Origin of the sequence: Bradyrhizobium zhengyangense (genome assembly GCF_022012435.1) — a bacterium.
Classification (GTDB): Bacteria; Pseudomonadota; Alphaproteobacteria; order Rhizobiales; family Xanthobacteraceae; genus Bradyrhizobium; species Bradyrhizobium zhengyangense.
In genome coordinates, this window is record NZ_JAKLUA010000033.1 from 20,927 (window position 1) to 31,410 (window position 10,484).

A 10,484-nucleotide genomic window follows, 5' to 3' on the forward strand; every position below is an offset into this window, starting at 1 on the left:
CACCACGCCGCCGGGGGCCTGCGATCGTGCGCCCACTTTGGCTACGTGGAAAAAGTCGGGCGTCACCGTCGATTTAATCGTGGCAACAAATATCCGATCCGCTCGATGTCTCTCGCTCGCGCTTATCGGTCGGGTTGAGTCCACGGGGCAGAGGCTATCGCAACCGTGATCCCACTTGCACAGTGCTGACACGCATTCGCACGCTGATCGACACGATTCTGCGCTATTGAACACCGGCGCCTGCCCTAATCCAGGCGGGAACAAACGGCGCGTGAGCTAGTTTCGGTCTGAAGCGCAAGGGGATATTCTGTGAGTTGGTTTCTGATCCTCGCCTTTGTACTGATCTCGATGGTCGTAGCGGGGCGGGCGCACTCTCGCTATCTCGACGGCCTTCAGGCAGATCCCGAGCGCCAGCTGATGTCGGGCATCAGTTTTGAGCAGTCGATTTCGGTGCGGCCGCTTCGTCACCGCGCATGGCTTCAGCAGGCGATGTTGGATTTGAGCTGAGCGTTGGGATTCGAAGTTTGCCCCAGCCAATATGATGGCAGTCGCTACGCTGCTATAGCTAAACAGTTCGAGCGCGGAGCTTTCCTGAGCCGTGTTGGTTAGCTCACTGCGGCTCAGAGCCCGATTCAAAAATCTCGAAATAGAAAGGGAAAAAGGTCGAGTCAGGACGGCCTTGTGTGCATTCGGGAAGCGAATTATGCGGTTCGCATCGCCGAATTGCGACGCCGATATGTGAGGAAGCCGACGCAGGCGAACCCGAGAATCATCATCGCCCACGTGGATGGCTCAGGCACGGACGCGACGGTGAAGACAAATTGCTCGTCGGTGTAGTTATTGTCAGTCCAACACGTCTGATGCAGGCTGAGATCTTCGAAGCCCACATAGGTGCCGGCAGGGATCGTCCCATCACCATTGAAAGCCGTCGAGTAGACGTGGTTCACGCCATCGGAATTCATCTTGATGTCGGAGTAGTAGGTGTGGCCGGTCGTCTTGACGTCGATGTAGAAGACGAGTGTGTCGCCGAAACTGACGTTGCCGAAATCATGCGCCTGTCCGTACGGACTGCTATGATTGTCCAACGCGGTGCCCCTGTCCTGGCCGTTGACGAGCAGCCCCAGGCTCTCGCTAAAGGAGGCGCCTGAACCATAAAAATATGCGATCAGCGATCCGTTCGCGGTTGAGGTGAAAGTGTAGGTAATCGGGTTTTCGGTACCGGGATTTGGGTAGATGACATCGGCTTTCGCGATTGTAGCTAGAGCGAGCATCAGCGTGGCTGTGGCGACGCACGTCCTGATCATCTAGGGCCTCACGCATTAACTTTTAATATTGGTATTTTATTATTAAATTTATTTTTAAGTCAATCGTTTAAATGTTGGGAGCTCTTCAAGCTGCGAGCTAAGGCCGGGTGGAGGGCCGATGGACCCCTTTCGGGGTTCGCATAGGTGCAAGACTTCCAAACGGCCGTTTCGACCACGGGTCGGGATTTGCGAGGAAACGCCATTGCGGCTGCCCCGCAATTAGTCCGTAAACGTCTTCCAGTCATTAAATCCAGCTATTGACCTCGCCGAATAAAACGCAAATAATTAAAAATATATGGTTTCCGAATAATCATGCTGGCGCGGGTAGCTGAGTTCGGATGTGACAGGTGAAGATGGTCCATGCCCGCGTCGCCATCGGTGGTCGTGGGTGTCTCAAGCCCGGTCCCACGCCGTACCGCGGATTGCGGAGCGATCTAATGGATCAGCCGGTATCGCAAATCTCCCATCTCCGACGCCTTCAAGAGGCGCTTGAAAAGATTGCCACCGACCTCGATGAGATCGAAAGGCGTTCACACTCGCGGCTTCGCTACATAGCCCAGGACTTGAACAATGACGGCCCCGTGCGAAGCATCGAGGCCTTCGTCTCCAACTTCGAAATCGCGATCAGAGGGCGGTAACCGTCGCAAAGCGGCGAGCGCCTCCGCATTCGTTCATGAAAGTGCTGGACGGTCGTGCGCGGATCTTACGGTTCGCTCCCTTGACGCACAGCCATGCGCGCCAGCGATTGCGTAGATCCGAGAAGGAAATTGGTCGAGAGTACACTTTGGGCGCCGTCGGCCGAACAAACTAGCTCGCGATCCAACAGCCACGCTGAGAGGTTCCCAGGTGAAATAAGATGGGCTCAGCGACCGGCCTCCAACTCCGCGAATTAATCACTTAATCTCTGTTTCTCAACGCGGTGGCGCCGAGGAATGCGTGATCGCGCATCGGCTCTCGCGCAGGGCAACTCATCCTTTCGAGCATCATTGCGCGAAGCTGATGCAAAATGGGCCCGGCCACAATGTGGTGTCGAGAGGAAATACACGCATAGCGCGAGAGCGGCATTATTGGCGTTGAGAACAGCTTTGGCAGGCAAAAATCGGGTGCAGTGCCACAATGTCGCTGCGATCGGTTAACACCTTCTGTTGCGAAACCGCAAATCACCTGCGTTGCGATGGTGTCACGCGCTCGACACGTAAAGGTCTCGTATGGATGTTGCAACTTACGGTTCTGATAACGCTCATTCGCTCGCTTCCACGCGCGGGATTGCACTTCAACGACCTTTCCAAGTTTTTGTCATTGCTGCTGATCTGCTCCTGATCTTGATTAGCTATGCAGCGGCTTCCGGTTTTTATAGCGCGATGACGACGTCGATCTCGGATGGCACCTCGGTTGGAGCCGGTCTGATTGTCGGCGTGCTGTTTGTTTCAATCGCCTATTCCCGGGGGGTGTACGACACGCACCGCGCGCTAAGGCTGGTCTGGCAGCTGCGCAAGACCGTCGTTATCTGGGCCGCCTCCCTGATGATCCTTGCCGTCTCTGCTTTCCTGTTGAAGTCGACAGACAACCTGTCGCGAGGCACGGTCATCATTTTCGCCGGTGTTGGCGGCGTCGGACTGATGAGCCTTCGATTCGCATGGCAGGTTGCGTTGGGCTCGAGCCTCACGAAGGGGCGCCTGGTCGATCGTAAGGTCGCTTTGCTCAGTCTGAAGCCGCTCGATTTCACCTCGAACCGTTTCAAGGATCTGCGGAAGAACGGTTTCGATGTCGTTCGCCATTACATGATCGGTGCAGACGGCAGCGACGATGGCTGGAAACGAGCGATCCGCGACATCATCCGCCAATCGAGGTCGGCCGATGTTGATGAATATCTGCTCGCGATCGACTGGAATGAGCTGCCGATGCTCCGCAAGCTTGGGCCGTATTTGCGCGCCATGCCGCAGCCGATACGCCTGTTGCCGGACGATCCGATCGCAGATCTCGTGGCCCGTCCGTTTGTTCCGGTCAGTGGGACCGTCGCGATCGAAATTCAGCGACCGCCACTCAGCATTTTCGAACGGTTGCAAAAGCGCTGCCTAGACGTAGGAGTGGCGCTGTTTGCGCTGGTGCTTCTGACGCCGCTGGTGCTGACTGTTGCCATTTTGATCAAGCTGGATTCACCGGGAGCCATTATTTTCCGGCAATCACGGCGCGGGTTTAACGGCAAACCGTTCGAAATCTGGAAATTTCGCACGATGTCGGTCTGCGAGAATGGAGACACGATCAGACAGGCAACCAGGCGGGATGCGCGAATCACCAGGATCGGACGCTTTCTTCGAATGACGAGCATCGACGAACTGCCGCAGCTCTGGAACGTATTGCGGGGCGACATGTCTCTAGTCGGGCCGCGTCCGCATGCGGTTGCTCATGACAACTACTATGACGAGCTCATCAGTAAATATGTCTATCGCCATCACATGAAGCCCGGTCTGACGGGCTGGGCTCAGGTGAACGGATTCCGCGGGGAAACGCCGACGATCGATCTGATGGAAAAACGGGTCGAGTATGATGTTTGGTACGTCGGCAACTGGAGTATCTGGCTCGATCTCAAGATCATGGCGCGCACGGCCTCGGCTGTGCTGTTCCAGGAAGCTTACTGAGCCACTATCTCAAGCCCGACCAGCAGGGGATCGCAATTGGCCTCTGGTTCAGTTACGCGGCGGCTTCCGAAAAAAGCGAACAATCGAGTCGCTTAGCGCAATGAGCGGCGGCGCGAGGGCGAAAAAAGCGCCCATCGCAACGGAAACGATGACGTGTCGAAGCAAGATTGGTTCGTCCTGTTCTTCTCTCTGGCTAAGCTCAATGGTGGCTGGCGAGAGCGTTTTCGGACGGGGGGTCGGCTGTGGCTTGCGCGGACGAATAACGAGCAAGACAAACAAAATGTTAAGCAGAACCCAAATAGTCAAAATCGTGAGGACGATCCGCATCCCAAGCCACCGGAAATAAAGGAAGAATATAGGTTCAAAGCTAACCTCCCGGAACTCGGAAGACAAGGTGCCCAGATTTTCGGCGGTTGAGGCGCATCTAACCTCGCTTTAGGCTAAGGCACGAGCTGCTTCTTGCGAATTCCGGGCGAATACGGAGATTGAACGGCGGAGTTCCGCATCGGAGCCCTTGATTTTGCCTACCAGCCCCTTTTAGGACCAAGCAGGCAACCTAGCTTCAGCGGGACAAATATGGGCTTAGTTCGAGCGCATGCGCAGTCGGGTGCCTGCTTTGGGATCCCGGTTAGCAGGTCGGAACGATGTGGCACTAAGTTCAACCCGTTTTTTGCGCGGCCGAAGGGGCGGCCACGAGATAAGTGGGGCGCCGTCGCGGCGCGGCTTGACTGTGTTTGCACCTCGCATCCACTCTCCCTGACTGATGGCGCTGATCTCGCGCACCTATGACCCAACCGAAGCTGCCGCCGGCATGCCTTCTCCAGGAGCTTCGGCACTCCGACATGCGATGCAGCAAGGTCGGTGACGTGGAAGAGTTGATCTCGTTGCTGAAGAACTTAAGGCCGCTTGCGGCGCAACATTCGCGCGACGAATTGATGGTCGAAAGCGATCAATCGCGCATGAGGTCCTTGTCCTGCACTTTGTGCAGATAGGCGAGAAAGCGCTGGTTGTAGTCGGCGCCGTGGAATATGCGCTAGTCATAGGAGCGAACGGCCTTGACGTCGAGCGTCGCGCCGCATCCGCAAGGCGATGGTCGAGCTCATCACCATCACGGACAGCTTCTACGCCTGGGAGCGGCTTCCTCGTTCGAATGCACGATCCGGCCGGATCCGTGATGCCCGATGTGTCTTCTCGTATATCGGCAAGCTGCTGCTGGCGACCAAGACCTACGACATGCATCGTCTGGCGCACTAGTTTCCGGCGGCCCTCGTCGCCCTGCCGGGTCTGGATGAGGATCGCAATCCTGAAACTAAGTCCTTGCTAGCCGCGGTTATGGGCGGCCGGCCCAACATCGCCGCCGACAAACGGGCCGAGGTGGCGCGCTTCATGGAGGATCTGACGGTCTCGCACCAAGCCGGCTGCTATTCGGTGATCTCGCTGCACGGCGGCGGCTCTCCGGAAGCAATGAAGCGCGAAATCTGGCGCAACTATCCGGTGATGGACAAAATCGAACTGGTCGAGGGTCTTCTCGACCACGGCGTTCGCAACGGGGGCCGTCGATTCCGAAACGACCGCTGTTGCCCCACTGACTGCGAAGTATCCGAACCGCGACAGCGCACCGAGGCACAAGCTCTAGAAGGGGCGGCGGAAAACGATCTTTCGGCGAATATGGCCTCCCGCTAACGCGCTCCGAAGAGGGCTGCGATTACCTTTCGCTCAAGCTCGAGGATCCATCCTCCATCCTTCAACGCGCCGATTTACGCCAACCCTTTCGACGACGAAAGTGGCGAGGGCTACCGCTTCTCTTGTCGCGGCCCGCAAGAACGGCGGGCAAAATGGCCCTGTCAGCCCCGGCCGGTTCGCCGGGCGGGGCTCCTCATTCTTCCCTACAGCGAGGCCGCCCAACTGGGATCGAGCGGCCCGCATCAACTATTCGGCCTGCCGTCGACTCTTTCGCTTGCGGCTTGTTGTGGGTGGTCGAGTGAGAAGGTCGGCTGCCTCGACACCCAAGCTACGCGCCAGCCGATCGACAACATCGATACCCGCCGCGTAGACGCTTCGCTCGAGTGCGCTGATATAGGTGCGATCAATTTCTGCTCGGTGAGCCAATTCCTCCTGTGACAAGCCCCGCGCTTGTCGGAGCTTCCGCAAATTCATTGCAAGTATCTCGCGTATGTCCATACGCGAGAGGGCATGTCCTTGAAGAGTATTTCTCCACGGAGTATTCTCGACAAAACGCGGTCATCGACTAAAAATTTGAGGCTTCTGCCCCTTCCGGACCGGTGTTAGAAAATGTCTTATCTAAGGCGTGGAGTTCTATGAGGAAGCCGCCACTCGATCCCGACGTCGCCGACGCCGCGCCCACAGACCAGATGCTGACGGTCTATGATGAGCAGCATGTGGTGACCTATATGCGCCTTCTGCAGGCTGAAAGCGAAGGGGCTGACTGGCGGGAAGTCGCTCGGATCGTGCTGCATCTTGATCCGGAGCGCGAGCCGCGCCGTGCGCGTAGCGCATATCAGAGTCACCTTGCGCGCGCCAAATGGGTGACGGAGCAGGGGCGCCTTCTACGCGACACCGGCTCCAAATAGAAGAAAATCGCTGCTTGGCGGCTTGCAGTCAGAACTATTTTCTTCCACTGACGGGTGGTCATTCCGGTGCACCACGTGGTGCTAAACTAGGGGCTTCCTACAACCGTCTCGTTCATACCTATTGCGCCGCAATCCTTGTTAGCTGCATGCAATGGGGCGGAAGCAATGCCTGAATTCGACTGGCGATCGCCGGATTCCTACAAAAGCCTAAAAGACGCTGAAATCACCGACATCGCCTGGGAATGTCTTCGCCGTAACGCGGACTATCGTCGCGACTTTGAGGCAATGATCGCCAACGGCCCGGATGGCGAAGTGACCGCTGCATTCAGGAGGAAGTGGGGTATCTGCTTTCGCCCATGACCCGCAGAGGTCCTTTCAGGAACAGACGATCTTTTGGGCGCCGGAAGTTCTAGCGGCAGTCGTGCCGATCGCGCTAGCTATCTCGGCCGGTTTTGGCACGTCCTCGTCCCAGCCACTGCTTGATCTTGCGGCCGGCCAGATACGTCGCGCTGGCGACGGCTGGCACACGGTGCTGCGCATCGGTATGGTGGATCACCGTGTCTGGTCCAAAGAGCCCCCGGTGATCGGGGCGTCTTACGTTGCCGAACTGCCGTTTGATGACGATTTCGACGCGCGCGCGTATGCAGCCCGGCGACTTTGGCGCGCGATGAACGGACGCGCGCCAGGTCCTGCCTTTCACCAACTGTCTAAACAGCGCCGCGAACGCCTGAGCGCCGCTATCCGCGCGCTCGATGCGAGTACCGCCGGTGGTAGTTATCGCATGATCGCCGAAGAGCTGTTCGGCAAGAAGCGCATTCCCGAGCGCGCCTGGAAGACGCACGATCTGCGCAATCGAACGGTCCGATTGGTGCAAGGCGGCCTCGCGTTGGTGCGGGGAGGCTATCGGAAACTTCTGCGGCCCCGCCACAGGGACAAATAACCCTCCGCTTGGGGTATCGAAAATCGCCCCCTCGAAATTCGGCATCCCCCTCCGAGCGCGTGCTCCTCCATGATGACCGCATAAGCGCCGACGCAGTCATTTACGGCGCGCGGTCATCCTGGAGTTCTCACATGCCCGATCCGACGGCGCTACCCCCGCGCTTCCTGCGTACACCAGAGGCCGCGCGTTATCTTGGCCTCTCGGGGCGCACGCTGGAGAAGCACCGGACGTACGGCACTGGTCCGACTTATCGCAAGATTGGCGGACGCGTCGTCTACGCCGTAGACGACCTGAAGGCCTGGGCTGACATCGGCGCCAAGACATCAACGTCCGATCCCGGCAAGGGCACTGTGCTGCCCGCCAAGAAGCAGCCCGTCCTGCGCCCGTATGCGGGCCAGGAACGTCGCTGATGTCAGCGTGAGTGTAGTGACCATGCGGCGCAAACACTATTCCGAGCGCAAAGAGCTCTTTCCGGCCCTGCCCGGCGATCTTGCGCCGCGCTACGCGCAGGATCTGATGGCCTATCCGTTCTTCTCGCTCGCAGAAACGAAGCGGTTTGTGCCGAAGGTTTTGCGAATCGCTGCGAAGCATTTTCGCAGCAGCACGGCCGGCGAGGGGGCGCCGGTCACTACCCCAGCTGACCAAAAATCCTTCGGATTTCTTCCAGCGGACCCGCCCGCAAGACGCGTTGGACGCGGCTGGCGATGGCTGCTGGCCGCCGGTCCTGCCTGGTTTGACAAGCTGCACACAGTCTTCACCGACCCCCAAGCTCACTTCTCTCAATTCCAGCGTCGGGGAGTGGCGGCATGAGCGATCTCACCGAAGTCGAAGTGCTGTGGCTCGAGAAGCGTATCGAAAACCGCATTCGGTTCGGTCGCATCGTCGAGGAACGGAAGATCGATCGTCACCGGCGTGCCCTGTCGTTTGCATCCGGTAGCATTTTTGCTTTCGTTCGCTGGACGTCCAGCGATTTTGGCACGGTCATTTCGCGGATCGACATCCTGCGCGCAGTCGCGCTGGGACAGCGTTGCTCGACCGTTCCCTATGTGAAACCCGGCGGAGAGATTCTGCTGCGCCTGTCAGGCTGGCCGAAGGTCGAGCGCGTGCTGCAAATGATCGACGCGATCGAGGCGCTGGGGATTGATCCCGCCGACGTCGCGCCTGATCATTGGCATCACGTTCATAACCGTTTGTCCGTCAACGAAGGCCCGCGTCCCTACACGAAGGCACGCCACCAGGCTTGGCTACGCCGTCAGAGGGTAATGCGATGAGGGGCCGCCTGAAGACGGTGGCCACAACGTTTGGGGCGGCTGGTGCGCTCGTCGCGACAATCGCCCTCAAGCCGCTTCCGCTCTACATCTGGAATGCATCCGCGAGCGTGCCGATCGGTCTCTATCGCCTGCGACTGGCGGAGCACTTCCAAGTAACCGATCTGGTCGCCGTTCAGCCGCCGGAGCCCCTCGCGACTTTCCTCGACCTGAACGGCTATTTGCCGATTGGCGTCCCCATGCTCAAGCGCGTGCTGGCACTCCCCAGTCAAACGGTTTGTAGAAGCGGGCTCTCGATTTCGGTTGATACCATCGCGGTCGGCGAAGCGCGGGATCACGATCGACGCGGCCGGCCGCTGCCGAAATGGCAGGGCTGCCGCGTCGTCGGCGACGGCGAGCTCTTTCTCATGAATTGGCAGTCGGACGACTCTCTTGATGGCCGATATTTTGGATTTCTTCCGGCATCTGCCGTGATTGGCCGTGCGTTCCCAGTGTGGAGCTGGGGGGAGTGAATATGCTTGTTCCACGTGGTCACCCTGTCATTCCTCTGTTCGACCGATTGCAAGATCATTCCTCAGTGCCGATCAATGTCTGCAGGACCGGCGCGCTCAGCGGCAGTCCAGGGCAGGCAAATGACCGGAGCAAAGCAGCCTCACGCTGGACGGGCGCGAGCACGACGCGATGCTTGGCTTTTTTGGTCGCGCGCGCTTTGGCGTTCGCTTCGCTACTGCTCATCTGCGCTGTACCATACGGTGTCGCTGTCGCCGGGAGCGGAGCGGCCACGGTCGCAGCGGTCACTCTAACGAGCAACCAATTTGCAGCTTTCATCGACGAAGCTTCTGAGCGCTTTTCGGTTCCGGAGAATTGGATTGGTTCAGTCATCAAAATCGAAAGCGATGGTGACGCGCGCGCTAAATCGTCTAAAGGCGCAATGGGCTTGATGCAAATCATGCCGGCCGCCTGGGCGGAACTCCGCGAGCGCTATAATCTCGGCAGCGATCCTTACGAGCCGCGCGACAACATTCTGGCAGGCACGGCATATCTGCGTAAACTGCTCGACCGATATGGTTCGCCTGGCGCGTTTGCCGCCTACAATGCGGGACCAACTCGCTATGAAGAGCGTCTCGCGGGCCGCTCATTGCCAGACGAGACGCAGGCTTATTTGGCCAAGCTTGCAACTTTGCTTGGCATCGAGTTGCCTCCGACGTGGACCCACGGTCCGCGGTTATCGGCAGCTGCGGCGTTGTTCGCTGCGGGATCCGATCTGATGAAAACAGGCGATCGGTCGCTGGAGCTAATTCCTTCGAGCGGCGTCACCACAGCAATCTTAGTGCACGAGGTTTCGCGCATGGTCCCCCCGTTTATTGGCGTGTTCGTCCCTCGGGGCGCGTGCCGCGCTGTGCAATTTGACGAATGCGATCAAAGGCGTTTTCGGCACCGTGTGTGCTTTTGATCGTTGGGAGGTCCTGCCGTGAGCGTTGGCGACAGCGACCTGCGTATTCGGCCTGGGCGCATCCGCAGTACCCGCGCGCCGAGAAAAAAGAGCTTCATCAACCAGGTGCTGCGGGCGGCGAAGAGGGCAGGACACACCTCGGGTCTGGCTGTGGCGGGCAGGCGTTCGGCGGCTCATGGGCGCTCGACGTTTGGTCGCGGCCGGCTGTCGTTTAGTCGAGCGAGATTGTTCAGCCCGACGCGGCGCGTTGTGGTGAAGGCGCGGGTGGTTCGTCACAAGGGGCGAGCCT

14 protein-coding genes and 4 pseudogenes are annotated in these 10,484 nt (G+C 58.7%); 16 read left to right on the forward strand and 2 right to left on the reverse strand.

Going from position 1 to position 10,484, the window contains the following annotated elements:
• Positions 1-309 precede the first annotated feature (309 nt).
• Entirely contained in the window at positions 310-507 is a 198-nt protein-coding gene (locus tag L6637_RS40040) for a hypothetical protein (protein ID WP_237874196.1), read from the forward strand.
• Between the two features lie 194 nt (positions 508-701).
• Here the strand turns inward: L6637_RS40040 and L6637_RS42935 are convergent.
• A pseudogene (locus L6637_RS42935) lies at positions 702-812 on the reverse strand (PEPxxWA-CTERM sorting domain-containing protein); the annotation flags it as partial.
• Positions 813-1,741: 929 nt separating this feature from the next.
• On the opposite strand from L6637_RS42935, the gene L6637_RS40050 reads away from it, so the two are divergent.
• The 6 genes and pseudogenes from L6637_RS40050 to L6637_RS40075 all read left to right on the forward strand — a co-directional run.
• On the forward strand, positions 1,742-1,942 hold the full coding sequence (locus L6637_RS40050; protein ID WP_237874198.1) for a hypothetical protein: 201 nt from the start codon (positions 1,742-1,744) through the stop codon (positions 1,940-1,942).
• A 570-nt stretch (positions 1,943-2,512) separates the two neighbouring features.
• Positions 2,513-3,943 carry an undecaprenyl-phosphate glucose phosphotransferase gene (locus L6637_RS40055; protein ID WP_237874200.1) on the forward strand — a complete coding sequence of 477 codons (1,431 nt, stop codon included), beginning with the start codon at positions 2,513-2,515 and terminating at the stop codon, positions 3,941-3,943.
• 153 nt (positions 3,944-4,096) lie between these two features.
• Positions 4,097-4,360 carry a hypothetical protein gene (locus L6637_RS40060; RefSeq protein ID WP_237874203.1) on the forward strand — a complete coding sequence of 88 codons (264 nt, stop codon included), beginning with the start codon at positions 4,097-4,099 and terminating at the stop codon, positions 4,358-4,360.
• Positions 4,361-5,032: 672 nt separating this feature from the next.
• Positions 5,033-5,197: a hypothetical protein gene (locus tag L6637_RS40065; RefSeq protein WP_237874204.1), complete on the forward strand. Its 165-nt coding sequence runs from the start codon at positions 5,033-5,035 to the stop codon at positions 5,195-5,197.
• Positions 5,198-5,260: 63 nt separating this feature from the next.
• The gene (locus L6637_RS40070) at positions 5,261-5,626 is read left to right on the forward strand and encodes a 4-hydroxyphenylacetate 3-hydroxylase C-terminal domain-containing protein (protein WP_237874205.1); all 366 of its coding nucleotides are present in this window, start codon (positions 5,261-5,263) and stop codon (positions 5,624-5,626) included.
• 2 nt (positions 5,627-5,628) lie between these two features.
• Positions 5,629-5,772 (forward strand): annotated as a pseudogene (locus L6637_RS40075) (DUF736 family protein); the annotation flags it as partial.
• 100 nt (positions 5,773-5,872) lie between these two features.
• Here the strand turns inward: L6637_RS40075 and L6637_RS40080 are convergent.
• On the reverse strand, positions 5,873-6,124 hold the full coding sequence (locus L6637_RS40080) for a helix-turn-helix domain-containing protein (protein WP_237874206.1): 252 nt from the start codon (positions 6,122-6,124) through the stop codon (positions 5,873-5,875).
• Positions 6,125-6,261: 137 nt separating this feature from the next.
• On the opposite strand from L6637_RS40080, the gene L6637_RS40085 reads away from it, so the two are divergent.
• The 9 genes and pseudogenes from L6637_RS40085 to L6637_RS40125 form a co-directional block, all read left to right on the forward strand.
• Entirely contained in the window at positions 6,262-6,534 is a 273-nt protein-coding gene (locus L6637_RS40085; protein ID WP_237874207.1) for a DUF2285 domain-containing protein, read from the forward strand.
• 165 nt (positions 6,535-6,699) lie between these two features.
• Entirely contained in the window at positions 6,700-6,894 is a 195-nt protein-coding gene (locus L6637_RS40090; RefSeq protein WP_237874208.1) for a transcriptional regulator domain-containing protein, read from the forward strand.
• 61 nt (positions 6,895-6,955) lie between these two features.
• The gene (locus L6637_RS40095; protein WP_237874209.1) at positions 6,956-7,474 is read left to right on the forward strand and encodes a DUF2285 domain-containing protein; all 519 of its coding nucleotides are present in this window, start codon (positions 6,956-6,958) and stop codon (positions 7,472-7,474) included.
• 131 nt (positions 7,475-7,605) lie between these two features.
• Positions 7,606-7,884 (forward strand): helix-turn-helix transcriptional regulator, encoded by a 279-nt coding sequence (locus L6637_RS40100; RefSeq protein WP_237874210.1) that lies wholly within the window; start codon positions 7,606-7,608, stop codon positions 7,882-7,884.
• A 22-nt stretch (positions 7,885-7,906) separates the two neighbouring features.
• Positions 7,907-8,038 (forward strand): annotated as a pseudogene (locus tag L6637_RS40105) (replication initiator protein A); the annotation flags it as partial.
• 242 nt (positions 8,039-8,280) lie between these two features.
• Positions 8,281-8,745: a DUF2840 domain-containing protein gene (locus L6637_RS40110; RefSeq protein WP_237874211.1), complete on the forward strand. Its 465-nt coding sequence runs from the start codon at positions 8,281-8,283 to the stop codon at positions 8,743-8,745.
• Entirely contained in the window at positions 8,742-9,254 is a 513-nt protein-coding gene (locus L6637_RS40115) for a S26 family signal peptidase (protein WP_237874212.1), read from the forward strand. Before L6637_RS40110 ends, L6637_RS40115 begins: the two co-directional genes overlap by 4 nt.
• 173 nt (positions 9,255-9,427) lie before the next feature.
• On the forward strand, positions 9,428-10,195 hold the full coding sequence (locus L6637_RS40120) for a lytic transglycosylase domain-containing protein (RefSeq protein ID WP_237874213.1): 768 nt from the start codon (positions 9,428-9,430) through the stop codon (positions 10,193-10,195).
• A gap of 18 nt (positions 10,196-10,213) precedes the next feature.
• Positions 10,214-10,484, forward strand: a pseudogene (locus L6637_RS40125) (type VI secretion protein); the annotation flags it as partial.

What these genes read in the sequence shown, in the direction of transcription:
- L6637_RS40050 (WP_237874198.1), top strand. Translation starts at nt 1,742, where the DNA reads ATGGATCAGCCGGTATCGCAAATCTCCCATCTCCGACGCCTTCAAGAG.
- L6637_RS40115 (WP_237874212.1), top strand. Translation starts at nt 8,742, where the DNA reads ATGAGGGGCCGCCTGAAGACGGTGGCCACAACGTTTGGGGCGGCTGGT.
- L6637_RS40110 (WP_237874211.1), top strand. Translation starts at nt 8,281, where the DNA reads ATGAGCGATCTCACCGAAGTCGAAGTGCTGTGGCTCGAGAAGCGTATC.
- L6637_RS40065 (WP_237874204.1), top strand. Translation starts at nt 5,033, where the DNA reads ATGGTCGAGCTCATCACCATCACGGACAGCTTCTACGCCTGGGAGCGG.
- L6637_RS40100 (WP_237874210.1), top strand. Translation starts at nt 7,606, where the DNA reads ATGCCCGATCCGACGGCGCTACCCCCGCGCTTCCTGCGTACACCAGAG.
- L6637_RS40080 (WP_237874206.1), bottom strand. Translation starts at nt 6,124, where the DNA reads ATGGACATACGCGAGATACTTGCAATGAATTTGCGGAAGCTCCGACAA.
- L6637_RS40055 (WP_237874200.1), top strand. Translation starts at nt 2,513, where the DNA reads ATGGATGTTGCAACTTACGGTTCTGATAACGCTCATTCGCTCGCTTCC.
- L6637_RS40090 (WP_237874208.1), top strand. Translation starts at nt 6,700, where the DNA reads ATGCCTGAATTCGACTGGCGATCGCCGGATTCCTACAAAAGCCTAAAA.
- L6637_RS40085 (WP_237874207.1), top strand. Translation starts at nt 6,262, where the DNA reads ATGAGGAAGCCGCCACTCGATCCCGACGTCGCCGACGCCGCGCCCACA.